At 41.5% G+C, this 25,458-nt stretch carries 24 protein-coding genes; 14 read left to right on the top strand and 10 right to left on the bottom strand.

Annotated elements, in window-relative coordinates; all coding sequences use genetic code 11:
* Positions 1 to 40: 40 nt before the first annotated feature.
* From R2Q80_RS19305 to R2Q80_RS19295, 3 genes are all read right to left on the bottom strand, one after another.
* Positions 41 to 1,039 (bottom strand): glycosyltransferase family protein, encoded by a 999-nt coding sequence (locus R2Q80_RS19305; protein ID WP_316801172.1) that lies wholly within the window; start codon positions 1,037 to 1,039, stop codon positions 41 to 43.
* Positions 1,040 to 1,060: 21 nt separating this feature from the next.
* A complete protein-coding gene (locus R2Q80_RS19300) occupies positions 1,061 to 1,915 on the bottom strand; it encodes a UDP-2,3-diacylglucosamine diphosphatase (protein ID WP_316801171.1) in 855 nt (284 codons plus the stop codon).
* Positions 1,916 to 2,368: 453 nt separating this feature from the next.
* On the bottom strand, positions 2,369 to 4,855 hold the full coding sequence (locus R2Q80_RS19295) for a YfhO family protein (protein ID WP_316801170.1): 2,487 nt from the start codon (positions 4,853 to 4,855) through the stop codon (positions 2,369 to 2,371).
* Between the two features lie 130 nt (positions 4,856 to 4,985).
* Between R2Q80_RS19295 and R2Q80_RS19290 the strand changes: the two genes are divergently transcribed.
* Entirely contained in the window at positions 4,986 to 6,071 is a 1,086-nt protein-coding gene (locus R2Q80_RS19290; RefSeq protein ID WP_316801169.1) for an alginate lyase family protein, read from the top strand.
* 99 nt (positions 6,072 to 6,170) lie between these two features.
* Positions 6,171 to 6,677, top strand: coding sequence for a GbsR/MarR family transcriptional regulator (locus R2Q80_RS19285; protein ID WP_047800856.1), 507 nt, complete (start codon positions 6,171 to 6,173; stop codon positions 6,675 to 6,677).
* A 43-nt stretch (positions 6,678 to 6,720) separates the two neighbouring features.
* Here the strand turns inward: R2Q80_RS19285 and R2Q80_RS19280 are convergent, their stop codons facing one another.
* From R2Q80_RS19280 to R2Q80_RS19260, 5 genes are all read right to left on the bottom strand, one after another.
* Positions 6,721 to 6,969 carry a DUF4834 family protein gene (locus R2Q80_RS19280; RefSeq protein WP_047800857.1) on the bottom strand — a complete coding sequence of 83 codons (249 nt, stop codon included), beginning with the start codon at positions 6,967 to 6,969 and terminating at the stop codon, positions 6,721 to 6,723.
* Positions 6,970 to 7,097: 128 nt separating this feature from the next.
* Positions 7,098 to 7,295: a YwbE family protein gene (locus R2Q80_RS19275; RefSeq protein ID WP_047800858.1), complete on the bottom strand. Its 198-nt coding sequence runs from the start codon at positions 7,293 to 7,295 to the stop codon at positions 7,098 to 7,100.
* 83 nt (positions 7,296 to 7,378) lie between these two features.
* Complete coding sequence (gene uvrB, locus R2Q80_RS19270; protein WP_316801168.1) at positions 7,379 to 9,421, bottom strand: excinuclease ABC subunit UvrB; 2,043 nt, start codon at positions 9,419 to 9,421, stop codon at positions 7,379 to 7,381.
* 227 nt (positions 9,422 to 9,648) lie between these two features.
* A complete protein-coding gene (locus R2Q80_RS19265; RefSeq protein WP_316801167.1) occupies positions 9,649 to 12,024 on the bottom strand; it encodes a M1 family metallopeptidase in 2,376 nt (791 codons plus the stop codon).
* 14 nt (positions 12,025 to 12,038) lie between these two features.
* A complete protein-coding gene (locus R2Q80_RS19260) occupies positions 12,039 to 12,617 on the bottom strand; it encodes a HupE/UreJ family protein (protein WP_316801166.1) in 579 nt (192 codons plus the stop codon).
* Positions 12,618 to 12,716: 99 nt separating this feature from the next.
* Here R2Q80_RS19260 and R2Q80_RS19255 point away from each other — a divergent pair, with 99 nt between their 5' ends.
* From R2Q80_RS19255 to R2Q80_RS19200, 12 genes are all read left to right on the top strand, one after another.
* Positions 12,717 to 13,229 carry a DUF6702 family protein gene (locus R2Q80_RS19255; RefSeq protein ID WP_316801165.1) on the top strand — a complete coding sequence of 171 codons (513 nt, stop codon included), beginning with the start codon at positions 12,717 to 12,719 and terminating at the stop codon, positions 13,227 to 13,229.
* Positions 13,230 to 13,435: 206 nt separating this feature from the next.
* The gene (locus tag R2Q80_RS19250) at positions 13,436 to 14,629 is read left to right on the top strand and encodes a DUF7033 domain-containing protein (RefSeq protein ID WP_316801164.1); all 1,194 of its coding nucleotides are present in this window, start codon (positions 13,436 to 13,438) and stop codon (positions 14,627 to 14,629) included.
* A gap of 73 nt (positions 14,630 to 14,702) precedes the next feature.
* Positions 14,703 to 15,347: a uracil phosphoribosyltransferase gene (gene upp / locus R2Q80_RS19245; RefSeq protein ID WP_316801163.1), complete on the top strand. Its 645-nt coding sequence runs from the start codon at positions 14,703 to 14,705 to the stop codon at positions 15,345 to 15,347.
* 17 nt (positions 15,348 to 15,364) lie between these two features.
* Positions 15,365 to 16,066: a YjjG family noncanonical pyrimidine nucleotidase gene (locus tag R2Q80_RS19240; RefSeq protein WP_316801162.1), complete on the top strand. Its 702-nt coding sequence runs from the start codon at positions 15,365 to 15,367 to the stop codon at positions 16,064 to 16,066.
* A 21-nt stretch (positions 16,067 to 16,087) separates the two neighbouring features.
* Positions 16,088 to 16,606: a DinB family protein gene (locus R2Q80_RS19235; RefSeq protein WP_316801161.1), complete on the top strand. Its 519-nt coding sequence runs from the start codon at positions 16,088 to 16,090 to the stop codon at positions 16,604 to 16,606.
* A gap of 41 nt (positions 16,607 to 16,647) precedes the next feature.
* The gene (locus R2Q80_RS19230; protein ID WP_316801160.1) at positions 16,648 to 17,331 is read left to right on the top strand and encodes a hypothetical protein; all 684 of its coding nucleotides are present in this window, start codon (positions 16,648 to 16,650) and stop codon (positions 17,329 to 17,331) included.
* A 30-nt stretch (positions 17,332 to 17,361) separates the two neighbouring features.
* The gene (locus R2Q80_RS19225) at positions 17,362 to 18,681 is read left to right on the top strand and encodes a flippase (protein WP_316801159.1); all 1,320 of its coding nucleotides are present in this window, start codon (positions 17,362 to 17,364) and stop codon (positions 18,679 to 18,681) included.
* Complete coding sequence (locus R2Q80_RS19220) at positions 18,678 to 19,325, top strand: FkbM family methyltransferase (protein WP_316801158.1); 648 nt, start codon at positions 18,678 to 18,680, stop codon at positions 19,323 to 19,325. Before R2Q80_RS19225 ends, R2Q80_RS19220 begins: the two co-directional genes overlap by 4 nt.
* 10 nt (positions 19,326 to 19,335) lie before the next feature.
* Positions 19,336 to 20,097: a class I SAM-dependent methyltransferase gene (locus R2Q80_RS19215; protein WP_316801157.1), complete on the top strand. Its 762-nt coding sequence runs from the start codon at positions 19,336 to 19,338 to the stop codon at positions 20,095 to 20,097.
* A 102-nt stretch (positions 20,098 to 20,199) separates the two neighbouring features.
* Positions 20,200 to 20,613: a GxxExxY protein gene (locus R2Q80_RS19210; RefSeq protein ID WP_316801156.1), complete on the top strand. Its 414-nt coding sequence runs from the start codon at positions 20,200 to 20,202 to the stop codon at positions 20,611 to 20,613.
* A gap of 120 nt (positions 20,614 to 20,733) precedes the next feature.
* Positions 20,734 to 21,648, top strand: coding sequence for a glycosyltransferase (locus R2Q80_RS19205; protein ID WP_316801155.1), 915 nt, complete (start codon positions 20,734 to 20,736; stop codon positions 21,646 to 21,648).
* A gap of 42 nt (positions 21,649 to 21,690) precedes the next feature.
* Complete coding sequence (locus R2Q80_RS19200; RefSeq protein WP_316801154.1) at positions 21,691 to 23,142, top strand: alpha-L-fucosidase; 1,452 nt, start codon at positions 21,691 to 21,693, stop codon at positions 23,140 to 23,142.
* Here R2Q80_RS19200 and R2Q80_RS19195 read toward each other — a convergent pair.
* Together R2Q80_RS19195 and R2Q80_RS19190 are read right to left on the bottom strand one after the other, a co-directional pair.
* Positions 23,135 to 24,673: a rhomboid family intramembrane serine protease gene (locus R2Q80_RS19195; protein WP_316801153.1), complete on the bottom strand. Its 1,539-nt coding sequence runs from the start codon at positions 24,671 to 24,673 to the stop codon at positions 23,135 to 23,137. The two genes, R2Q80_RS19200 and R2Q80_RS19195, sit on opposite strands and share 8 nt — an antisense overlap.
* A gap of 9 nt (positions 24,674 to 24,682) precedes the next feature.
* On the bottom strand, positions 24,683 to 25,429 hold the full coding sequence (locus tag R2Q80_RS19190; protein ID WP_316801152.1) for a class I SAM-dependent methyltransferase: 747 nt from the start codon (positions 25,427 to 25,429) through the stop codon (positions 24,683 to 24,685).
* Positions 25,430 to 25,458: the final 29 nt, after the last annotated feature.

The raw sequence follows: 25,458 nt of genomic DNA, 5'->3' as shown, positions 1-25,458 counted from the left end.
AGCAAAGTAAAGATAAAAAGCTGAAAGTGACAAGTAAGTATCACTTCTCACCTTTTCTCGCATATTTCTTCACCATTTCATCAATAATCTTCGCGGTTTCATCCGGAAAATCGAATTCATGTTTTTGAGGTTGCGCTACCCAGTTTTTCACAATCGGCAACCAGTTTCGGGTACTGCCCCAGATCACCGGGAGGCCGAACTGCTTCAATGCATAGGCATTGCATTGCTGCTCAAACTGGAAACGCATTGGCGCGACCAGTAACTTTTTCTTCAGATACAGGGCTTCAGACGGGCCTTCAAAACCGCCACCGGTAAACAAACCTTCGCAGGTGGCGAGGCTGGTATTGAACTTTTCGTTATTCACGGGCTCTACCAGCACGTTTTCATGATGGTAGGCGACTTTAGTATGCTTGGAAAACACCTGCCATTGAACTTCAGGAAGCTGGGTAAATAATTTGACCAGTCTTTTATCATCGATAGCAGGTAAATATACCGTATAATGCCCCAGGTTTTTATTATCCAGGGACCTGATTTCAGAACGGATAACCGGCGTATGGATAAAGGTATCATAGCGATCGAAATGAAAGCCGATATGGTATTTAGTAGGTGCATACCTGCTCAGGATCAGTTTACCCCAATCCAATGAACGCGGGCGGGGGACTTTCTTCGATTTAAAAGCAGCCTGGTGACTCAGCGATACGCAATCGATCCCCTGCAACTTACAGGCCCAGGCGCTAACGGGTTCGAAATCGTTAACAATCAGGTCGTATTCTTTAAGCGGAAGCTGTTTCATGTCTTTCCTGAAGCGGAAAAGGTTCATGTTCAGCCAGGTTTTAAAATGATCTACCCCACCTTTTTTACCAAAAATAAAGCTGAAACCATGAAGCTGGTATTTGATCGGCTGACTCAATTTTACATCGGCCTGGGTGCCACTTACCAGGATATCAAGTTCACCATACTGCTGAAGTAATGGAATAATTTCCCGTGCGCGGCTCACATGCCCGTTCCCTGTACCCTGAATTGCGTAAAGTATTTTCATTTAATGCTCCAATATCTAAATTTATTGGGCAATTTCATATTTTATATTCTGTAAAAGAATATTTATATCCAGTTTACTTTTTAAATCATCGGCATCAGACAGGATTCCCTCTTCTGTTTCATCTTTAATAAAATCCGCATGATTGTATTTAAATACCGTCCATTGCTGGTCGTGATACTCGAGTGCCGTTAAACTTTCCACCCAGTCGCCGCTGTTAAGATAGGTTACTTTTCCCTCATCGGTAGAAATTTCGCGCATTTCAGCCTGGTGGATATGTCCACAAACTACGTAATCGTAGCCTTTTTCGATTGCCAGTTCAGCTGCTGTTTGTTCGAAGCTATTGATAAACTTAACGGCATCTTTGAACTTGGCCTTTATCTTTTTTGAAAAACTCATCTTCTCGCGGCCGGCTTTGGTGAGTACCCAGTTGACCACACTGTTGAGCAGAATCAGGGTATCATAGCCTACCGCTCCCATTTTAGCCAGCCATTTGGAGTGCTGCATGGTCACGTCGAATACATCGCCATGGAAAAACCAACCCTTTTTACCGTCCAGGTTGAGGATCAGTTTATTTTGCAGGTAGAAACCGCCCATTTCCATGCCATCGAATTTGCGGAGCATTTCATCGTGGTTGCCAGTAAGGTAATGTACCTGTACGCCTTCTGAAACAAATTTCATCAGCTTGCGGATCACTTTCATGTGCGACTCCGGCCAGTAGCTTTTACTAAACTGCCAGATATCAATTATATCACCGTTGAGGATTAATGTTTTGGGCTTAATGCTTTTGAGATACTTTAGCAATTCTTTGGCGTGGCAACCATAGGTGCCCAGATGCACATCGGAAATTACGACTACATCAGCATTTCTTTTACTCATAACCGGGATTTTTTAGGGGCAAAGATTTTGATACCGCTTGCAACAAGCAGTTTAATTTAAAACGGGGATGTTTACCACTCTTCTTCCTCATCAAGTTTTACCTCAAAAGGACTGAAGAAATAAAGGATAACAATCAATAAACAAATTGCGAAAAAGGATTCCAGCATAGCATCTGATTTAACAATACAAAAGTAAGACATTGAATATCAAACAAATGTTACGGGACTGTTAAATTTTTAGCAGGAAAGTTAAAGGGGTTTAAGGCGGAAGGGAGGGGATGGAAGGGAGGAAGGTAGAAGGTAGGATGGCAACCGGATCACTAAACAATGAAAATAAGCGGAAATAAAAAATCCTGAGTAAGGCGTGATGTTAAACACCGCTACTCAGGACTTTCAATTTTTTCCTGTGATTGAACACGCGACTGAAGGCCCGAGACTTCGGACTAAAGCCTGTTTAAGCCTTTTTCTTCTTTTTGTTTTCTGAATAAAATCCGAAACCTAAACCGGCAAGCAATAAGATGGATCCGGCAAGCGAGATTTTTTCTCCTGCATAGTATGAGGTTGGGTGGAAAATAAATTCCAGTTTATGGTTACCACCTTCCAGTTGAGCGGCACGTAAAACGTAGTCGGCCCTGAAATATGGCTTCTCCTTATCATCGATATACATTTTCCAGCCTTTGTTGTAATAAATCTCTGAGAACACAGCGATCACATCTTTTGCTGATGAATACTCATAGGTTAAATGATCTGGGGTGTAGGTGGTCAACTTGATAAAACCTTCCATACCTGTACCCAAACGTTTGGTATCGATTAAGCTCTTATAACTTTCATCTACAATAGCTTCTTTTTTGGCGTCGAAACTGCTGATGGCTTTCATTTCCTCATCAGAATTCTTCGCAAACTGCACACTTTGTACAAACCAGGCATTACCCGCAGCCGTTTGGTTACGCTGCATTTTGTAAGAACCGTTTTGAGGATCCTGAGTAATGATGTATTTGGTATTCAACATATCCAGTACATCCTGATTGATGCTTTTGGTTAACTGATTATCCACCAGTTCCTGAAAACGTTTTAAACGCGCAGAGTGGAAACCACCAACTGTCTTATGGAAGTAAGAGGTTTCAGCACTTTTAAACGGATCGCCCAGTGATAAATCGAATACCCTGAAGTTAGGATCTTTATCTGCAGAAATCAGCGGATCGATATCTCTTGGCTGATAGTGGTTAGCCAGGTCAGACTTGCTTACGAAATTCTGGTTGTTTAAATAGCGGCGATCTACCTGCCATAAATCTACCAGGATGAAAAATGCCAGTAGTCCGAAGGCCAGTTGCATGTTCATTTTTTTGGTAATGAATGCCCAGGTGATACCAAAGCCCAGGGCAATAAACAATAAGGTACGCAAAGCATCGGCACGCGCCAAAGCGACACGGTCGGCCACTACGCCATTTAATATTTCGATAGCAGCACCCCGGTTATTTTGTAAGGTTTGTGCCAGGGCATCTAATATCTGCGCCTGATTGGCCTGGGTAAAACTGAAAAACGCGGTAGGCAGTACGGCTACGATAAGTGCAAAACCTCCGGTAATGGCGGCCGACCAGGTCAGGCGTTTAACCAGGTATTTCTGATCGTACTGACCTTCCTGTGCTTCCTTAATTGCCAGAATAGCCAATAAAGGAACCAGAAAGCCTACAACGGCCAGGATCGATTCTACCGCACGGAATTTATTGTACCCGGGCAGGTAATCGAAGAAGATATCGGAGATTAACGGGAAGTTTGAACCGAAGGAAAGGAACATCAGTAAAATACTGGTTCCTAAAATCCACCATTTCCAGCGGTGCTTTACAATGAATAATCCGAATACAAAGAGCATACAGATAATGGCACCGAAATAATATGGCCCAGAGGTACCGGGTTTGTTTCCCCAGTACTGGTTGGTACCGAAGTTTTGCGCCACATAACCAATAGCCTGACGAGGATCTACTCCCTGAAGGTTTTTCTCAACCGCTTTATAGGTATTGCTCTCCGGCTTGATCATTTCATCGATGCTGCTGGCACCGCCATAAATATCGGGAATCAGAAAAGAGAAGCTTTCGCCAACACCCTGGCTCCATTGATAAGCATAATCTTTATCTAAACCGTTCGCAGGCTCAGCTTTATCAGTGGTTAAATTAGACTTTCCACGGATGGTTTCTTTTCCATATTCATAGGTTGTCCACAAGGTACCTGCATTTACCAGAACGGCAAGGAAAAGACCTGCAACGATATAGGCAATAGACTTACCAAATGTGGCCAGCTGTTTTGCTTTTATGGCATGGTAAAGTTCGATACAAGCCAGGATGAATAACGCGATGAACAGATAATAGGTCATCTGGATGTGGTTGGAACGGATTTCCAGTGCCATGAACAAGGCGAGTAAACTTCCGCCAACCAGATAACGGCCTCTTAATGTAAGGATAATAGCGGCCAGAATCGGCGCAAAAAAGCCGATCGCCAGCGCTTTATTGCTGTGACCTGCGGCGATAATGATAAAGTTATAGGAAGTAAATGCAAACGCAATGGCTCCTGCCGCAGCCAGCCAGGGGTTAATCCGGAGTACGCAGAACAATAAATAACCGCCAAGGAGGTAAACTAAAACCGTTCCAACCGGATCGGGAAAAACACCTTTAATTACATCAATACCATAGGTGGTAATGTTAAGCGGATACTGCACCCAGATCTGGTAGGCCGGCATCCCGCCAAACATCTGGTTAGTCCATAGCGGACCTTTTCCAGTGGCTTCCTTCACATCCATAATTTCTTTCTGCATGGCTTTAGCCTGCAAAACATCGCCCTGCTGAGGTGCCTTCCCCTGTAATACAGGACTGAAGTAGGCAAAAGTAATGACTACAAAAAACGCTATAATGGCAAGGTGGATGCCATTTCTATTGAACCAGTTATTCATTAAGGTTTGTTTAAGTTTAAACGAAGGTCAAAAATAAAAATTTGGGCGGTATAAAAAAGGAATAAATTAAATGCACGTCGAATAAATAATTAGTTTTGTATATAGTATAATCAAATTTAAGCCATTTATAATGAGAATTTTTGCTTTGATCTGTCTCTTTACGGGAATCAATTTTGCTGCTTACAGTCAGACGGTAAGTTTGAACGCAAAAGAAATTAAAAAGCTGAAAGCATGGATTAAACAAGATGCAGCAGCTAAAAATACTTACGCAAAGTTTGAGCAGGCCGGGGCGAAATACCTGAATGAAGCACCTAATCCTTTAGATACCATCAGGACGGAAGGTTTATTGAAAGGAAATCCAAAGAAGATAAAAACATGGCTGGCTTTCCAGGACATGGATAAAATGTATACCCTTGCATTGCTGTACCGGTTAACAGGTGATCAAAAATACCTGGATAAAAGCACCTCGTTTCTGCTGGCATGGGCAAAAATAAACCGCCCGAATGGCAATCCGATTGATGATACCAATGTGGATAAAGCTGTTGAGGCTTATGACCTGGTTAAAGATAATCTTGCAGTCAAAGATCGTGAGGTGATTACGAAATGGCTTGCTGAAACGGCGTGGGCGGAGGTGAACAGTGTGCGGATGAAACCAGGAAGGGCTACCGCTATCAATAACTGGAACGCGCACCGGTTAAAAGTTGTCGGAGAGATTGCTTATGCCATAGATAACCGGGAGCTGATTCAATGGACCATAGATAACCTGAAAAGCCACATCGACATCAACTTATATGCTGACGGAACAAGCCTTGATTTTAAAGAGCGTGATGCCATGCATTACCATATTTACGACCTGCAGCCCATGCTAAAGCTGGCCATCATCATCGACCGGGCAAAGGGATCAAACTTTTATAGCTACGAATCGCCTAAAGGCGCCTCGATCAGGAAATCTGTTGAATGGTTGCTTCCTTATATGGAAGGCAAAAAACAGCATGAAGAATATGTAAATACCACAGTGCAGTTCGACCGCGACCGGGCAAAAAATAACGAGCCTGGTTTTGCAGCCGGTACTATGTTCGAGCCTAAAATGGCGCTGCCCGTGGTGGAGCTATCGGTTTATTTTGATGGCAGTCAGAAAAAATTGTTGCAAGAATTGAAGGAAGTTGAATCGATGCAGTCTTTGACTGACGAGATTCAGCGGGAAAAGATAAGGTAATTTCAAGCCGGGAATATCAGGTGGATTCAGCAGACTTACCGAGATAGATAAACTTTCAATAATTTTTGAAAACATAAAAATTATGGGTTATCTTTAGCTATGGAATTAGCTGCAGCGAAACTTAAATTTATAGAGGCCTGGGGAAAGCTGGGCTCGGAATGGGGAATCAACCGCACCATGGCGCAGGTTCATGCACTGCTGCTGATCTCTCCGGAGGCGCTGACCACTGAAGACATTATGGAAAGTTTGAGTATTTCCAGGGGTAATGCCAATATGACCCTTCGCGATTTAATTGGCTGGGGTTTGATTGAAAAGCAACACAAAGCCGGAGAGCGGAAAGAATATTTCTTTGCGGACAAAGATGTGTGGAACATTTCCCGTCAAGTGGCCAAAGAACGTAAAAAACGCGAGCTGGAGCCGGTGCTGAAGATTCTCGGGGAATTATCCGCTGTGGAGGGTGATGAAAAGGATCCGAACTATACCACTTTCAAAAAGTCGATTACGGATATTAATAAACTGGCTGTGAATGTTGACAAGACCTTTGAGGCGATGCTGAAGGCAGAAGAGAGCTGGTTCTGGGGATCGGTTTTGAAAGTGTTTAAATAGGCATTAGTATCAGGCATGAATACCTGATACTCCTACCTTAAAATTATTTAACTTCTTCGTAATCTACAAAATCACCGAGTTTATCGGTTTTACCTGTTTGCTGGGGCGGCATGTAATCGATTGATATAGAACCTTCCGGCTTTGAACGCTTTTGTTGTTGTCCTTGTCCGCCGGCCTGTTGCTGGGCTTTACTGACAAGGTTACTGAAAAGCATCGGCAATATCAGTTTGATCAGCATTCTGATGATCCAAAGTACCAATATAGCGATGAATATGAATTTAATTAATCCCATTTCTTTTAATTACTGTTAATACAAATATAGACGTCGCAATTTTTATTTTGTTACTTTTTAGGCCTTTAATTGCTTTTTCATTACAAAATGTTACGTAATCGAGCTGTATTAGCTACCATTGCTGGCCTTCAATCTTCAACAATCTCCGCTACCCTCCCGATCTGTCCATCCTCGAGTCTGACTTTAATACCCCTCGAATGAAAGGCGGATGAAGTTAACAGATTTTGAACTACACCGTAAGTAATTACGCCTGACCGCTGATCTTTCTTCAATATAATTCCTACTTCGAGTCCCGGGTAAATATCTTTTCTGTTTTGACCATTCATAATACTATGTTTTAATAATAGGCAAAGATCAGAATTTTATTTCAATGAGAATAACTCCGGGTAATCCGGATGAAGTGCTATACTCATTTCGCGAACTTTTCATTATACATTTTCTCCAGGGCAAACATTTCATCACGCAGTTTTGCGGCTTGTAGAAAGTCCATTTCCTTAGCTGCTTTCTGCATATCTTTCCGGGTATTGTCGATGGCTTTTTGCAGTTCGGCTTTACCCATATATTGTACGATGGGGTCGGCAGCGATGCTGATTTCCGCATTCTCCACATATGCCCTTGCTTTATTGTCGCTGGCTTTCTGAGAGAAATCTAGCACAGAAGTTTGTTCCAGGATGGCTTCCCTCGATTTTCCGACCGTTTTAGGGGTAATCCCATGTTCCAGGTTATAGGCAATTTGCTTTTCCCTGCGGCGGTTGGTTTCGTCGATGGTTTTCTCCATACTCTCTGTTATCCCGTCGGCGTACATAATTACCCTTCCCCTATCGTTACGGGCGGCGCGACCAATGGTTTGAATCAACGATTTTTCAGAGCGGAGGAAACCTTCTTTATCTGCATCGAGGATGGCCACCAAAGTTACTTCCGGTAAATCCAGCCCCTCTCTGAGCAAGTTGATCCCTACCAGCACATCAAATTCACCCAGGCGCAGTCCACGAAGGATCTCTACCCTTTCCAGCGTTTTGATTTCGGAGTGGATGTACCGGGTTTTGATATTTAAGCGGTCGAGGTATTTAGTCAGCTCTTCTGCCATGCGTTTGGTGAGGGTAGTCACCAGAATACGCCCTCCGTCTTTAATGGTCAGATCGATCTCATCTAACAGATCATCAACCTGGTTTATAGCCGGTCGGATTTCAATGACAGGATCTAGCAAACCTGTTGGACGAATCACCTGTTCGACCACTACCCCTTCAGATTTTTCCAGTTCGTATTCAGCTGGTGTGGCACTAACATATATCGTTTGCGGCGCCAGGGCTTCAAACTCATTGAAGTTTAACGGGCGGTTATCTAAAGCTGCCGGTAAACGGAAGCCATATTCCACGAGTGATAATTTCCGCGACCGGTCTCCACCGTACATGGCTCTGATTTGCGGAACCGTAACATGGCTCTCGTCAATCACCATCAGGTAGTCATCAGGAAAATAATCGAGCAGGCAGAATGGGCGCATACCGGGCTGTCTGCCGTCAAAAAAGCGCGAATAGTTTTCGATACCCGAGCAATAACCCAGTTCCTTCATCATTTCGATATCGAAATTGGTTCGTTCTTCCAGGCGCTTCGCTTCCAGTAAATGTTTATCGCCTATCAGCTGATTTTTCCTCACTTCCAGTTCTTCCTGAATGCCCCAGATAGACTGATTAAAACGGTCTTTTGGTGTAACGAAGAGATTGGCCGGATAAATGGCCATATCTTCGAGCTTTTCCAGTGTTTTTCCGCTTACCGGATCAATCGCTGACAGCTCTTCAATATCATCGCCAAAGAATGATATCCGGTAGGCATAATCCAGGTAGGCCGGAAAAATATCAACGGTATCGCCTTTGACCCTGAAGGTACCGCGTTTAAATTCAGTAGTGGTTCGGGAATATAAAATCTCAACCAGACTATGTAAAAAGGCATTCCTGGATATTCTCAGCCCCACAGCAAAGCGGAAAACCATCCGGGAGAAATCTTCCGGATTACCCATACCGTAAATACAGGAAATTGACGAAACCACGATAATGTCCCTTCTTCCACTCATCAGCGAAGAGGTGGTTCTTAAACGTAGCTTTTCGATTTCTTCATTAATACTTAAATCTTTCTCGATGTAGGTATTGCTTGAAGCGATAAAGGCTTCCGGCTGATAGTAATCGTAATAGGATACAAAGTAATTGACCGAATTTTCCGGGAAAAAGTTTTTAAATTCACCATAAAGCTGCGCTGCAAGGGTTTTATTGTGACTTAATATGAGCGTTGGCTTTTGTGTTTGCTCAATTACATTGGCTACAGTAAAAGTTTTTCCTGACCCGGTAACGCCCAGCAGTGTTTGATAGTGCTCATTTGCATTAACACCATCTACCAGTTGTTTAATTGCCGTAGGCTGATCTCCGGTGGGTTTATATTCTGAAGTGATTTTGAATTTCATCGTTGTATCAAATATACGATTTAAAGAACAGAGGTGATAACAGATTAAAGTCAGGATAGTTTAACACACCTGTTGTATCGTAATACAAAATCTATGTAATTTCAAAATAGAAGCTATGTGATTTCAAAATAGCGATACAATTTTCCTGGCATAGATGGAAGCCATACAAATGAAAATCCCCCGCTGATTTGTCTTCAGCGGGGGATTTAAAATTTTAACTTCAGTAATTATTTGCTTCCGGCAACTTTCATTGGGTTGGCTCCCACAGACTGGCCTCTAACGGCGCCACCTGTTTTGGCTTTGAAGGCCCTGAACTTGCTTTCTTTGGCTTTACCGCCCCAGGTATTGTTAGTGGTATCAATATCGGCAGTTTCACGAAGCGGATCAACCAAAATAGATTCTACCTCTTTATCTTTAACATAAAACTTTGAAGTTTTCAATTCATTATGTCTCCAGATTTGTGCAGGAATACGATCGATTTCTTTAGTACCATCCTTGTAGGTAAACTCTACAATAACCGGCATCACTAAACCGCCCTTATTGCTAAAGCTCAACTCATACAGGAATTTGTCTTTATATTTTGCCTGGTCGCTCTCTGGTACAACCTCAAAAGGCATCCCCATTTCTACTTTATTGGTAATGGTAGTATCGATGCTGACCATTCCCCTGTCGTACTTGTAATAAAAATCCTGTGCGGCTGTGTTTTTATCGACATAAAAACCGATCTTTTTATCTTCACGGTTTCTGATTTTTGAAATATCTTCAAAAGCATTCACAGCAGGTTTATCAATTTTTACCATTCTTGATCTGGCGGCAGGAACATCTTTAGGAAAATCTGCTTTTGCAAATTTTACGCTGTCCAGAGCAATATCACAAGGTTCTGTTCCATAGAACCAGCCTCTCCAGAACCAATCTAAATCCTCACCACTGGCATCTTCCATAGTACGGAATAAATCTGCAGGTTCAGGGTGTTTGAAAGCCCACCTTCTGGCATACTCTTTAAAAGCATAATCAAATAACTCCCTGCCCATAATGGTTTCACGAAGAATATTCAAACCAGTGGCAGGTTTAGAATAGGCATTCGGACCGAAACGTGCAATGTTTTCTGAGTTGGTCATGATCGGTTCCAGCTCGTCCTTTGGTAATTTCATGTAATCAACAATGGTATAAGCAGGGCCTTTTTTACTTGGAAATTTATTATCCCATAGTTCTTCTGTTAAGTACTCAACGAAAGAGTTCAAACCTTCATCCATCCAGGTCCACTGACGTTCGTCGCTATTTACGATCATCGGGAAGAAGTTGTGACCAACCTCGTGAATAATTACCCCCAACATACCGTTTTTAGTGCTTTCGCTATAAGTTCCGTCAGCATCGGTACGGCCATAGTTGAAACAGATCATTGGATATTCCATACCATTAGCCGCTTCGATACTTTGCGCAACAGGATAAGGATAAGGAATAGTGAAATCAGAATAGGTTTTAATGGTATGCGCTACTGCACGGGTAGAAAACTTGCTATATAAGTTATAGGCTTCTTTACCGTAGAAACTCATACACATTACGGTGTTGTTGTTGGCTTGTATTTTTTGAGGCATGGCATCCCAGATGAATTTACGGGAAGATGTCCATGCGAAGTCACGAACGTTGTTGGCATTGAATACCCAGGTTTTTTTAGCTGTTGATTTTTTAGCTTCAGCAAGTTTAGCTTCGGCTAAAGTCTGGATTTCTACCGGAGCAGAAGCCGTTTTTGCGGTGTTGTAACGGCTTAACTGTGTTGGAGACAACACTGCGCTATAGTTGATACATTCTCCGGTTGAACCAATCAGGTGATCGGCAGGAACGGTCATTTGTACCTTGAAATCACCAAAGGTTAAGGCAAACTCTCCCCTTCCGGTAAACTGATGATTTTGCCAGCCCTGGAAATCGCTATACACACATAAACGTGGGTACCATTGCGTCATGGTGAATAAATAATTGCCGTCGGCAGGGAAAAACTCATATCCGCCACGACCGCCAACGCTCATCCTGTCGGTAATTTTATAGTTCCAGTCGACATTGAAGATGAATTTCTGACCCGTTCTTAAAGCCACAGGCAAGTCAATCCTCATCATGGTTTTGTTCACCGTATATTTTAAACTCTTACCTGTTGCATCGCTAAGTTTGGTGATATTAATACCATAACCGTTATCTGCTTTAGAACTCAACTGGTCTAAAGATTGGATAGTACCTGCAGCAGGCATTTTGGTGGCATCCTGATAATTGGAACTTTTGCTGGTGCTGTGTTCGTTTTCATCTAATTGCAACCAGATATAGGTTAAGGGATCAGGTGAATTGTTGGTATACGTTACCGTTTCAGATCCTGTTAACAACAGGTTTTTCTCATCCAGTTCGCACTTGATGTTATAATCGGCACGCTGCTGCCAATATTTAACGCCCGGCGCACCGCTGGCTGTACGCTGCTCATTAGGGGTTGGTAAAATGGTGCCCAGCTGCTCAAACTTATTTCCATGGTTGCTACCGGGATTGTTCTGAATGTTCTGCGCCATCGTCATCCCCCCCGAAAGGAGCAGCAGACTGGTGGTGATTGTAAATAATTTATTCATTTGTTCTTAGTTAGTTAAAAAGGGATGCGCTCTAAAGCCATTTTTAGTGCGAGGGAAAATACGCCTGCAGAGATAAACAACACCCAGCTCATGCGTTTGATTTTTGTATAGTTAAATATAATAAAAGTAATCAGCAGAATAATTAATACGACAAAAATCTGTCCGGCTTCCAGGCCCATGTTAAAGCCAAACAGGCCCCATCCCAGCTGCTGATCTTTTGCCAGCATGATCCGGATGGAGTTTGCAAAGCCCATTCCGTGGATTAAACCGAATCCAAGGGCAAAAAAGTAATTGATCTTTACAGACTTTAAAGAAAAATTCTTCCTGAACAGGTTGCTTAACGCCGTAATTACAATGGTACAGGGAATTAAAAATTCTACCCATTTATTTTCAAACCTGATGATATCGAGCACGCTTAACAGTAATGTGGCAGAGTGACCGATGGTAAAGGCAGTAACTAAAATTAACACCTGCTTAAGATTGGTATAACTGTAAATGGCAACAAGCGCCAGAATAAACAGCTGGTGATCTAAAGCATCGGCACTGATAATGTGTTCCCACCCCAGTTTGAAGTAAAAAATAAAATCCTGCATCGGCATTATAAACAAATGAGCGTTTGTATTTTGCTTTTAGTTACTTTTGAAAGCTTAAAATTAGAGTTTTAATTATAAAATAGTACAAAATCCAATCAAATGCATGTGTTAAACACCAAATTTGTTACCATAATCCTGACTTTCTTATTTTTTGGATTGTCGAAAAGCGATAAACATCCCCTGCATGTGAGTACAACTGAAGTAAGTTTTAACGCGAAGGAGAAAAGCCTGGAAGTGAGCTGCAGGGTTTTTTCTGATGACTTCGAATCGATACTGGCGAAGAACTATAAACAGAAAACAGATTTATCGAACCCGGCCATGAAGGTTGCAATGGATGAGCTGGTGAAGAAATACATTATCGCCCACCTCTCGGTCAACGCAAATGGTAAGAGCGTAAAAATGAATTACCTGGGTTTCGAAATTGACCATGAAGCCACCAATATTTACCTGGAAGTGGAAAAGGTATCAGGAGTAAAATCGCTTGAGGTGACGAATACCATTCTTTACGATATGTTTGATGATCAGATGAGTATAGTGCATTTAGTAAAGGGTAACATCAGAAAGAGCAGCAAAATCCTTTATCCTGACAAGCAGTTTTCGGCAAACTTTTGAGTGTAATTTTTGTAATAGATATTAGGTTAGCATTAAAATAATGTTAAATTTATTATCTTGATCTTACAATAGCGTAATATTAGTTGCTAAATGTTGTTGTATCACTTTTAAGTTCCTTTGATAATTAAGTTATGCACCTGATCGTTTTTTCCAAGCTGCTTACCCCCCGGATAAAATATATCTTCAATTTTATATTTAAAGATATTTTGAAGGCAGAAGTCGAATTTACAGGTAATGCACAGTATTTCTCGCAAAGCCCACAATACAAGATAAGCTACGGTGATCATCCGCTGGCGGATGAGCTGTTTTTCAAAAGTACTTCGTTATTGTTTTCTAATAAACTGGAGGAGATAAAGGTAAAAAGCACTGAATTTTACGAATATAAAGCACCATTTCCGGTTGAGGATTCCGCTTTGCCATTTGATGTGTTTGCTGCATCTTTTTTTATCGTTACGCGCTATGAGGAATATCTCCATCAGCAGAAAACCGTAGAAGGGTTCAAGCCGGTGATGAGCCTTCAGCATAAATGGAAAGTACTGGAAAGACCAATCATTGACGAGTGGGCAATGATTTTAAAGAGTATTATCAAAAAAAAATACCCCGACTTCAGGTTCCCCGGAAAAAGCTTCTCCTCACAACCAGCGCTGAATTTTAATCTTACACCTGATATTCCCGATGGATTTCTAAATAAGACCAGGTTTGTTTTCAGCAGCCTGTTTCAAAAGGAGAATAACTACATCAGCTCAAAGTTTGATGAGTTTACCGGAGTAAGGGTGAAGAATGAAATGGTCCTTGAACAATTGAAAACCAGATTTGCAAAAAAAAGCGGCAAGCCGGTGTTCTTTATCAGTATTCCTCACATTTCATCAGATTATATCCATAAAGCACATCTTGCCGAAGGCTTCAGCAAAGCTCCAGTGGGATTGCTTCGCCCCTGCGCCAGTGATAAAGAAAAAACTACGGCGATTAAAAATGATCTGAGCCTGCTTAGGGAGCTTTTGCCCGAACAGATTATTCCGATTAGTCAGCAACTCGAACCGTTGAAATTCCCGATCTGTTATTTAAACATTCTGAATCTGGGTGTACTGGCTGATTATTCCATGGGATATCAGGAGGCTCCGGGTTTCAGGGCCGGCACAGCTACGCCATTCAACTGGTACGACCTGCAACTGGAGAAAGTAACCGCCTTGATGATTCATTCTTATTGCATAACTGATACACAGCTACAGTATTTAAGTCCGGCTGATGCTAAAAATGAAATCACGGCTTACATTAAGGCCGTGAAATTAGTTGACGGGGCATTCCTTTCCTGCTGGAACCTGAAAAGTTTGTCGGCCAATCCAAAGTATAAAAAACTTAACACGCTTTTTAACCTGCTGCTAACTGAGGTGGCTGATTAATCAGATTTGTTAAACCATGTTCGACCATTAATTGTTAATTTAGGCAGATTGTATTAAGCTTAAAAAACCAACGATGATTTTTGACCTGAGTAAAACAAAATCTATTGCCAATACATTTATCGCCGAACTTCGCGATGAAAACATCCAAAAGGACGCTATGCGTTTTCGGAAGAATATGGAGCGCATTGGTGAGTTTTTTGCCTATGAGATCAGTAAATCACTAACCTACATTCAAAAAGAAGTTACTACTCCACTTGGGCTTTCAACATGCGAAGTATTGGCGCAACAACCTGTATTAGCCACGATCCTAAGGGCGGGTTTACCTTTACAGCAGGGGCTGCTTAACATTTTTGATCAATCGGATTGTTGCTTTATTTCCGCTTACCGCAAAACAGAAAAAAACGGCGACTTTATCATCCAGATGGATTATGTGTCTACGCCTGAGCTGGACGGGCGCATATTGATTATGGCAGATCCGATGCTGGCAACGGGACAAAGTATGGTGATGTGCTGTAAGGAATTAATTAACCGCTACAAAATTGCAGAGCTGCACATTGTTGCAGCAATAGCCAGCACAGAGGGTGTTGCACACGTTAGGGCCAATTTACCCAAGGCAAAGCTTTGGCTTGGCGCCATAGATGAGGAGATGACCAGTAAATCTTATATTGTTCCCGGACTGGGTGATGCGGGGGATTTGGCTTATGGAACTAAAGTTTAAACCTAAACGATAAAATATTGCAACTTTCAAATAAACAACACATTTTCTTCGACCTGGATCATACCATCTGGGATTTTGACCGAAACGCAGAAGAGACTTTAAAAGAGCTTTATCACACTTACGATTTGTGTTCACTTGGCTTAAACTCTTGTGAAGACTTTATTAGTACTTATACAGAAAATAATCATCAGCTTTGGGCAGATTATCATCTGGGAAAAATTACCAAAGACTTCCTGAGATCAGAACGGTTTAGCAAAACTTTTATCCAGCTGGGTATTCAGCCGGACCTGGTTCCACATCAGTTTGAAAATGATTATGTGAGTATATCTCCTACAAAAACCAATCTGTTTGAAGCCGCTGAGGAGGTATTAAGTTATCTTCAGCAAAAATATACGCTACATATCATTTCAAATGGATTTAAAGAGACCACATTAACTAAAATGGATCTTTCCAATCTGAATCCATATTTTGAGCACGTGATCATATCTGAAGATGTGGGGGTAAATAAACCAAACCCTTTGATTTTTGAATATGCACTGGACAAAGCACAGGCCCTGAAAGTAGAGAGCATTATGATTGGCGACAGTCTGGAAGCAGACATTTACGGTGCGATGGGATTTGGCATGGATACCATTTTCTTTAACCCATTAAAGAAAGACAAACCAGCCGATGTGGAAAGAGAAATTTTCCATTTAAGGGAACTCTTGCAGCTATTCTAATAATTAACTTATATTTATTAAATGACAGCTGCAAAAATCCGGGCGTCTTTACATCACATTGTTAAAGCGTATAAGGCAAAACTATCTTCTTATCCTGAGGATATTTTCCAACTTACCCCGCCGATAGATGGCTGGAGTTATAGTGAGGTATATTCCCATATTTTTGATTCCAGTTTATTATCCCTGATTGCCCTCGAAAATTGCATCAAAGGGAAAGGTGAAGATAAGCCTACACATTTTGCGGTAAAAGTGATTTTGTTTTTTGGAGCTTTTCCACCTGCTCAAAAATATAAAGTGCCTAAACGGTTGATTGACCGCGTAAAGAAAATATCGAAAACTGAAGCACTGGATTTTATCTTAGAATTTGAAAAAGCACTTGAGCATGCCTATCCAAATGTGAGTAAAGCAAACAAACGTATTAAAACGCCACATCCACGCCTGGGTTATTTAAATGCTCAACAATGGTTTAGGTTTATAGGGATTCATTTGAAACATCATCTCAAACAGTTAAACCGTATTGAGCAAAGTTTTAAAGGCTGAAATTATTTCGCCATATTTGGGTAAATCTAAAACCTACGCTTATGAAGCAGTTTACCTATCTCCTGGCATTAGTGCTATTTTGCAGCTGCAAAGGGGAGAAAAAAGAAACTTCACAAAGTCTAATCGCCACACCCGGTGGATTGCAGGGCTTGCAACAAGTTTCCAATCCGACGCCCCAAACTGCTACAACTAAAAGTAATTTAATTTTTAATCCGCCACATGGCCAGCCGGGACATACCTGTGCCTTAGCTGTTGGTGCTCCGCTGAACCAGAGTGCACCTGCCCAGGCACAAGTAAGCACAAAGGCCACTCCACCTCCTGTTGTACCAGCGACTGTGGATGCAAAAGGAAAAAAGCTAAATCCCAAGCATGGTGAACCTGGCCACAGATGTGACATTGCCGTAGGTGCACCCTTAGATTCAAAACCTGTTCAGGTTGCACAGGCCACAACGCCACAACCGGTAGTGACTCAGGTGTCGACGGTGAAAGTGGCAAAAGGCATGAACCCACCGCACGGACAACCCAACCACCGTTGCGATATTGCCGTGGGCGCCCCACTGACCTCGAAGCCCGTGGCAGTTAAAACTACTGCTGTTTCGCAAACCCCTGCACCGCCTGCTGCAGAAGCAGGATCTCTTGAAGCTAAAACCGGGGTAAAGTTGAATCCCAAACACGGAGAGCCCGGTCATCGCTGCGATATTGCGGTGGGCGCACCACTTAGCTAATTACCGCACATTTTTTACATATTTGCGTTAATGAAATTACCCGGTATAAAAGGTTTTGATGAGGAGGCGTTTAACAAGTATTTAAAGAATACTGGATGGCTGATGTTTGGCAAGGTGTTGAGCTTGCTAGTGGGCTTATTCATCGCCAGATACCTTGGGCCGGGTCTATTTGGCGATCTTAGTTTTGGATTGTCTCTTGTTGCTATACTGGCTGCTGTTGGGGCACTTGGTCTGGATACCTTTATTATCAGGGAAATAATAAAAGAACCCAAGCAACGAGATGAAATACTCGGCACTTCTCTTTGGCTTCGGTTATTGACGAATGCCGCAGCCATTCCAGTGGCCATGGGAATATACTATATTAGCCACGAGACATCGAAAAATCCGGGTGAACCGTTGACGATAATGGTTGGTTTGTTGGCTCTTGCTTCTTTTTTTAAGTCATTTAATGTCATTGATGCCTACTTTCAATCGCAAGTTCAATCCAAGTATGTTGTGCAGGTTCAAAATATATGCCTGATCATTTCGGCAGCGATTAAACTTATTCTGATTTATTTAGGCCTTCCATTAATATATATTGTAATGGCATTGGTTTTCGATGGCCTGATCCTGGCTATCGGACTGATCATTGTCTACCAAAAACAGGGATTTAGCATCTTTCAATGGCATTATGATGGGGAAAGAGCTAAATCATTATTAAAACAATCCGCGCCCCTCATCCTTTCTGCGGTAATGGTTTCCATTTACATGAAAATAGATGTAGTCATGCTGAAAGAAATGGGAAGTAAAGCCGTAGGGATTTACAGTGCCGCAGCTAATTTAAGCGAGGCATGGTATTTTATACCGGTTGCCATTGTTACATCTGTATTTCCTGCTTTAATCAATGCCCGAAAAACCGACATAGCGCGTTACCACAAGAGATTGGGAAACTTGTATGATTTACTGGTTTATATCTGTTTGCCAGTGGGAATTTTCATCAGCTTTACTGCCGATTTTATCATTCACCTACTGTATTCAAATCAGTTTGAAGGTGCGGGCGTAATGCTCTCGATTCATATCTGGTCAGGGATATTCGTCTTTTTGGGAAGTGCGAGCTCGCAATACCTCATCGCAGAGGGATACACCAGGATCTCATTCTATAGGACAGCTTGTGGTGCATTAATTAATATATTATTAAACTTATGGTTGATTCCGAAGTATGCAGGTATTGGCGCCTCTATTGCCACGTTAATAGCTTGCTTTGTTTCAACCTTTTATCTTTTATTGATCCCGAAAACGCGTCAGCAGGGAATAATGATGTTAAAATCATTATTTTTGATCACCACATTTCAAAAAATATTCAAACGTTGAGTACCTTAAAAGCATTAACTACACTTATCGGGAAACCGGGTAGACTAAAAGCGCTACTATCATACGGGCACAAGGGCTACCTGAACAGCATCGGCTGGTTTACCGCCTTTGATCAAAAACAGGCAGTAGACGGCGAGGGTAAAGCCCTACCCTGGGTTACCTATTCCTTTATTGATTTCATCAGGGAACGCATTAATAAATCGCACCATATTTTTGAATATGGTTCAGGAAACTCCACCATCTTCTATGCACAAAAGGCGGCTTCGGTTACTTCTGTTGAACACGACAGGAACTGGTACAATAAAGTGAAAGGCACCAGCCCTGCGAATGCCGAGATGATATTCTGCGAACTACAACGCGACGGCGAATACGCCAGGAAAGCAACATTACTCCATAAAAAGTTCGATATCATCATCGTTGATGGTCGCGACAGGGTACGTTGCTGCCGGTATAGCCTGGCCGCTTTATCTGAAAACGGAGTAGTCGTTTTAGATGATAGCGAACGTGACGTTTATGAACCTGCACGGGTTTTATTAAAGGAACAGGGTTTTAAGGAAATCAGCTTTAGCGGCATCTCCCCTGGACTATTTTATGAAAAGGCTACATCAGTTTTTTATAAGCCAAATAACTGTTTAGGCATCTAACTTCATCAATATGTTAAGCGAAGAGGTAAAAACTGCTTACGATAATTTCTACACCAATAGTGATGTGGCATGGCGGATGCTTGGCGCTAAATATAAAGCGAAAAATATTGTGGATGTTTGCGCCGCCATCAAACCAAGAAAGGTGTTGGAAGTTGGTGCAGGTGATGGCAGTATTCTTCACTTTTTGAACGACTGGAATTTCGCGCCGGAGCTTTATGCCCTTGAAATTGCTGAAAGTGGGGTTGATCTGATCAAAAGACGAAAGCTATCGTTGCTGAAAGAAGTACAAAGTTTTGATGGCTACAAAATCCCTTACGAAGATGACAGCTTCGATTTGATTATTCTGGCACATGTACTGGAACATGTGGAGCATGAACGCATACTGATTCGTGAGCTAAAAAGGGTGGCCAGGTATATTGTTGTGGAAGTCCCTAAAGATTATCGTTATGGTGTTGACAACCGTATGAAACATTTCCTGGATTATGGTCATATCAATATGTACACGCCTACTTCACTTCGGTTTTTGTTGCAAAGTGAAGGCCTGGAAATCCTGGAAGATAAGGTGTCAATGACGGCGACAGAGACGGTAAAGTTTAATGAGTTTGTAAACAAGAGAGCACCAAAGTCTTTGATAAGGAACCTGAAAATTGAGCTGGAATACAATATCAAAAAAACGCTTGGTGCATTGCTTGGCCGCAAAAAGCAGGAGCAGTTTGCAAATGCCTATACAGTGCTGACAAAAAAATCTGATCAGAATTTACATATATTTTAACATATTGAATTAAACATATAAGAAATGTAAGGAAATATAAGCTTATGTAGTATAACTTTGCATTTAAATCTCCCTTTAAAATTTCATTTTATCATTTTAATTATGAATTATTTAACGAGAGATTATTTAAATGAGTTAGTTTACAAGGTAAACGGCTGTGCGATTGAGGTCCATAAAGCATTAGGCCCAGGATTACTGGAATGTACCTATCATAAATGTATGATGCACGAGTTGGAAAGAAGAGATATTCAATTTGCGACGGAACTCAGTATTCCAATAGATTACAAAGGGCTGCAAATTGAAGCTGATTTAAGGTGTGATTTACTTGTTGAAAATACTTTAGTTGTTGAACTGAAATCAGTAAGTAACATCGCCCCTATTCACATTGCACAACTTCTTACTTACATGAAACTACTAAACCAACCAATGGGCTTGATAATTAATTTCAATTGCACTCATATTTTCAAGGAAGGACAAAGGACATATGTTAACAAATTATATGAAAGGATTTTTTAGGCCAATAACTTAAATGATTCTTAAATTCCTTATATGGTAAATATTAAAAAACAGTATTAAGAATTTTATTTAGCATTTTAAAGTCAATAATTCTTAACTAACTCAACTGGTAACATATACATGCAAAACCTTGCCCCGATAGCCCTTTTTGTTTACAACCGTCCGCAGCACACTGAGCGGACGCTTCAATTCTTACAGCAGAATGAACTGGCTGGAAAAAGCAGATTATTTATTTTCTCTGATGGGGCCAAAACCAAAGCAGACGAAGAAAAAGTAGCTGAGGTAAGGGCCATTATTAATGAGGTAGACGGATTTAAATCTGTAAAGGTAATTGCACGCAAAGAGAACGCTGGGTTAGCCAATTCGGTAATTGCTGGTGTGAGTGAGCTGATTGCTGAATACGGGCAGGTGATTGTATTTGAAGATGACCTGGTAAGCTCGCCACATACATTGACTTATTTTAACGATGCCTTGAACCGCTATCGTGAGGAAGAAAAAGTAATGCATATTGGGGCTTACATGTATCCACTGAAAGATGTTAACTTGCCTCAGACATTTTTTTACCGGGCGGCTACCAGCTGGGGCTGGGCAACCTGGGACAGGGCTTGGAAGAACTTTGAACCCGATATTGATATCCTGATCAAACAGTTTGATAAGAAGAAAAGAGCGGCCTTTTCCATTGATCATAAGATGAACTTCTGGAAACAGATGCAGGAGTTTAAAAAGGGTAAAAATAATAGCTGGGCGATCCGCTGGTATGCGTCGATTTTTCTTAAAGGTGGCCTCACATTAAATCCTGCTCAATCATTGGTGAATAATATCGGTCACGATGGTACAGGTGTACATTCGGGGATCAACGACATCTACAATGTCATCATTAACCCAAAGCCGGTTACCGAATTTCCGGACAGCATTGAAGAAAACAAGCAGGCTTTTAAAGCGATAAAAAGTTTCCTCACCCATCGTAAAGGGAATATGATGATCAGAGTCAAGCGCTTTGTCAGAGAGAAACTTGCACAATATTTTTCAAAGTAAATTGATTATTCTTTGTAATTTGGCTTCACTATGCAACAAATTATGAAGTCCTTTTTTATCTTACTGTTATTTCTCTCGTGTAATGTCTTAGCACAAAATGCGCCTGAACCATATGGTGCAGTACCCTCAAAACGACAACTGGCGTGGCATGACATCGAAGTTTATGGTTTGATTCACTTCACCCCCACTACTTTCGAGAACAAAGAATGGGGCTTTGGTGACGCAGATCCCAAGACATTTAATCCAAGTGACTTTAATGCGACACAAATTATTCAGGCGGCTAAAGCGGGTGGTTTGAAGGGCATTATACTGGTAGCCAAACACCACGATGGTTTTGCGCTATGGCCGACCAAAACTACTGAGTATAACATTAGCAAAAGCCCTTTCAGAAACGGGAAAGGAAACCTGGTGAAAGAGGTAGAATCGGCTGCGCGCAAAAATGGTTTAAAATTTGGCGTTTACTGCTCGCCATGGGACAGGAATAGTGCCTTGTACGGAACCGATAAGTATCTCGCCATATACCAGGCCCAACTTACAGAACTATATTCCGATTATGGACCGTTATTTATGAGCTGGCATGATGGCGCAAATGGTGGCGACGGTTACTATGGTGGTGCTAGGGAAAAAAGATCAATAGATAATACCACATATTACGACTGGAATAATACCTGGGGCATTACCAGAAAATTGCAACCTACAGCAAACATATTTAGTGATATTGGCCTGGACATTCGCTGGGTGGGTAATGAAGATGGCCATGCAGCAGAAACCAGCTGGGCTACTTTTACACCAATGGCACCTGATGGAAAAAATGTTGCAGTACCCGGGCAGGCTAACTACCCGCAGAGCCCTGCCGGTATCAGGAACGGAAAGTTCTGGATGCCAGCAGAGTGTGATGTTCCTTTGCGTAAAGGCTGGTTTTACCATCCGACGGAAAAACCTAAAACTCCGGAGGTTTTATTTGACCTATATTTGAAAAGTGTAGGCCGTGGAGCAGGACTGGACCTGGGTTTAGCACCCGATACCAGAGGACAGTTGCATGATGATGACGTAAAGGCTTTAACCGAATTTGGCAATATAGTGAAACACACCTTTGCAAATAATCTTGCCAAAGGCGCTCAGATTACCGCCAGCAATGTTCGCAGTAACATTTTCGCCGCCAAAAATGTATTGGATGGAAAGAAGGAAAGTTATTGGGCAACACAAGACAATACCCATAAAGCCAATATTGAAATCGACCTGAAAACTGAAAAAACTTTCGACATTATAAGCCTTCAGGAATACATTCCTTTAGGGCAAAGAATCGAGGCATACACTATCGAGGTTCTGCAGGATAAGCATTGGAATAAAGTTTTTGATGGCACAAGCATCGGCGCCAAAAGGTTGATTCAACTTGACCAGCCGGTTAAGACCAATAAAGTGAGAATCAATATTACCAAATCTCCGGTTTGTATTACCCTTAGTGAAATAGGTTTGTATAAAAAAGCTATTTAGTCTCCTCGCGATCGTAAAGGATCCTGAAAACACTACCCAGTGCTTTCGACGTTTCCTTGCTATAGCGATAGGTACTATCTCCTTTTATATCCCTATACATCAGCATAACTGCCCGGTAAGATATCTTGCCGAGCCTTACTTTTTTATCACGCTGTTTTGAATCCTCACTCTTCAGCACTAAAGCATCCATCTGTTTAATGATCTGGAGATTTCGCTCCATAGGGATAATACCATCTTCTTTAATTGATTTTAACTTTGAATCCTTCGGCAAATCAATTTTTAAGCGGGTGATTGCATTAAGGTAATCCATATTGCTGTTGAATTTCTCATTTAATGCTTTAAAGTCTTCTGTCTGGTACCTGGGAATAAATGTTAATACTGCGCTGAAAAACAATGCGAAAACAACAAAATTTACAGCGTACCTTGCCCAGTCTTTCAATGCGTCTTCATGCGTCGGTTTAAAGCTAAACAGGTAACAAAATGCAAAACCAGAGATAAACCCACCAATGTGCGCTGCATTATCAACCCGCTTTCCAAATGCACCATTAATCAGCACAAATACGGAAACGATCAGCGTACTGATCAATAATGCCTGTGTGGCCTTTTTTTCGAATGTTTTATTGATGAGCAGGGCAAGGAATGCACCAAATAATCCCATGATCGGACCAGAGGCACCCAGAATAAATTGATCTGGATGAAACCACAAACTCACCAGTCCGCCACAAACACCACTTAACAGGTAAATAAAAATAAATTTTTTCCAGCCCAGTTTATTTTCAATCATTAAGCCGAGATAAACCAGGGCATACATATTAAAGAGGAGATGTGATATAGACCCGTGACTGAACTGATAGCTGATCAGGCGCCAAAGCTGGCCGTTGAATATGGTATTGCGGTAATCCAGACTGAGTATGTTTTTAAAAGCTTTTGCTTTCAAACTTAGCGTATAACTATCGGTGACTCTGCCTTGGGTAATGAGGAGATACCTGAAATATATCACGTATAAGATAGAAATGGCAAAAAAACAGATGATGTTGAGCAGCACCAGAATTGGCGTTACCGTATAGCCTTTCTGCGGGAAAAATAAGTATAATACATTCTTGATTTTATTCTTGGTTGCCAGCGGGGCTTTCTCAAAATACTGATCGTCTTGCCTGGCAATCAGCGAATGGAATTTGGTTAAGCGATCATCCCACACATCTTTCAGGTGAAATTCAACATATTCGAATTCATGAAAGAACTTTTCCAGGTTCAGGTCATTCTTACCATAATCGTTAAACAGCATCTGAATACCCACGCATTCACTTTTGATTACAGCAAAATTCCCATGGATTCTGATTGAAATTTCCTCGCTGTAAGATTGAAAAGAGATATTCGTGTAAGCGATGAGTCCGGTTTGGGAAATGTGACTAAGCTTCCATCCCAGATTTTCAATCGCTTGTTGTGCAACGATTAAGTACTTATCTGCAGCAAAATCGCCAAGGGGAATAAATTTTTCAATTTTTGGCGAGTATCCCCAACTGATTGACATAGAGCGTAATTATTTTTTCGCCACTAAGATAATATATGGTGATAAATTTTTGCTCTCAAAAGGAATAATTTTAGTAAAAACTTTACCCGCTAACCAGATTGTTTTTTTCAGCAAGCGAACGCCTGCAGACTTTTGATCTTCATTCTCCAGCCAAACGCTAAAGCGTCCAAAATAACCAGCGGTTACATCCTTCAAACCGGCCTTTTCACATATAGATTTCAAGAGCTGCGGATCCATACTATCGATATTGTGTTTATCGTAATTGTCCTTGTCAAACTGCTTCTGGAACCATCCGTTAACCGCTTTAAAATTAGGCAGGGTAATAAACAATGTTCCACCTGGTTTCACAAAAGAAATATGTCTGTGGATGATGTCTGCTGTATCATTGAAATGCTCAATCAAACCGCAGCTTAGTACCAGATCATATTGTTCAGCAGGCTGATAATTAAAGAGATCTGTCTCGATGACATGTATATCATCAGGTTTCAAATCATTTTTCTCTAAAAGTGCCTGCACCACCGGTGGATGAACGAAATAATCTAAAAGTGTTACGTCAAGTTTTAGATATTTCTTAAGGAAAACAGCATAATAGCCGGGAAAACCCCCGAGTTCAATCGCGGTTTTAACATTTCCTTCATCTACAATTTCAGCCAGCTGACGATGAAATAAATAATTTGCAGGTAGCTGAACCGCAAGCCCTTTTTTACTTTCCCAATAATTTACCCAAAAAGCCCTGTCGGTTAATAAATTTGCCATGTTTTAAATTGAATACGGGTTCAAAGAAA

It is taken from the genome of Pedobacter frigidisoli (genome assembly GCF_032678525.1).
Classification (GTDB): domain Bacteria; phylum Bacteroidota; class Bacteroidia; order Sphingobacteriales; family Sphingobacteriaceae; genus Pedobacter; species Pedobacter frigidisoli_A.
The sequence above is the reverse complement of the archived record's forward strand: the minus strand, read 5'-3'. Positions and strand labels throughout refer to the sequence as shown.

Coding starts and splice junctions, on each gene's coding strand:
- R2Q80_RS19305 (WP_316801172.1), bottom strand. CDS start 1,039: ATGAAAATACTTTACGCAATTCAGGGTACAGGGAACGGGCATGTGAGC.
- R2Q80_RS19300 (WP_316801171.1), bottom strand. CDS start 1,915: ATGAGTAAAAGAAATGCTGATGTAGTCGTAATTTCCGATGTGCATCTG.
- R2Q80_RS19295 (WP_316801170.1), bottom strand. CDS start 4,855: ATGAATAACTGGTTCAATAGAAATGGCATCCACCTTGCCATTATAGCG.
- R2Q80_RS19290 (WP_316801169.1), top strand. CDS start 4,986: ATGAGAATTTTTGCTTTGATCTGTCTCTTTACGGGAATCAATTTTGCT.
- R2Q80_RS19285 (WP_047800856.1), top strand. CDS start 6,171: ATGGAATTAGCTGCAGCGAAACTTAAATTTATAGAGGCCTGGGGAAAG.
- R2Q80_RS19280 (WP_047800857.1), bottom strand. CDS start 6,969: ATGGGATTAATTAAATTCATATTCATCGCTATATTGGTACTTTGGATC.
- R2Q80_RS19275 (WP_047800858.1), bottom strand. CDS start 7,295: ATGAATGGTCAAAACAGAAAAGATATTTACCCGGGACTCGAAGTAGGA.
- uvrB (WP_316801168.1), bottom strand. CDS start 9,421: ATGAAATTCAAAATCACTTCAGAATATAAACCCACCGGAGATCAGCCT.
- R2Q80_RS19265 (WP_316801167.1), bottom strand. CDS start 12,024: ATGAATAAATTATTTACAATCACCACCAGTCTGCTGCTCCTTTCGGGG.
- R2Q80_RS19260 (WP_316801166.1), bottom strand. CDS start 12,617: ATGCAGGATTTTATTTTTTACTTCAAACTGGGGTGGGAACACATTATC.
- R2Q80_RS19255 (WP_316801165.1), top strand. CDS start 12,717: ATGCATGTGTTAAACACCAAATTTGTTACCATAATCCTGACTTTCTTA.
- upp (WP_316801163.1), top strand. CDS start 14,703: ATGATTTTTGACCTGAGTAAAACAAAATCTATTGCCAATACATTTATC.
- R2Q80_RS19235 (WP_316801161.1), top strand. CDS start 16,088: ATGACAGCTGCAAAAATCCGGGCGTCTTTACATCACATTGTTAAAGCG.
- R2Q80_RS19230 (WP_316801160.1), top strand. CDS start 16,648: ATGAAGCAGTTTACCTATCTCCTGGCATTAGTGCTATTTTGCAGCTGC.
- R2Q80_RS19225 (WP_316801159.1), top strand. CDS start 17,362: ATGAAATTACCCGGTATAAAAGGTTTTGATGAGGAGGCGTTTAACAAG.
- R2Q80_RS19215 (WP_316801157.1), top strand. CDS start 19,336: ATGTTAAGCGAAGAGGTAAAAACTGCTTACGATAATTTCTACACCAAT.
- R2Q80_RS19210 (WP_316801156.1), top strand. CDS start 20,200: ATGAATTATTTAACGAGAGATTATTTAAATGAGTTAGTTTACAAGGTA.
- R2Q80_RS19205 (WP_316801155.1), top strand. CDS start 20,734: ATGCAAAACCTTGCCCCGATAGCCCTTTTTGTTTACAACCGTCCGCAG.
- R2Q80_RS19200 (WP_316801154.1), top strand. CDS start 21,691: ATGAAGTCCTTTTTTATCTTACTGTTATTTCTCTCGTGTAATGTCTTA.
- R2Q80_RS19195 (WP_316801153.1), bottom strand. CDS start 24,673: ATGTCAATCAGTTGGGGATACTCGCCAAAAATTGAAAAATTTATTCCC.
- R2Q80_RS19190 (WP_316801152.1), bottom strand. CDS start 25,429: ATGGCAAATTTATTAACCGACAGGGCTTTTTGGGTAAATTATTGGGAA.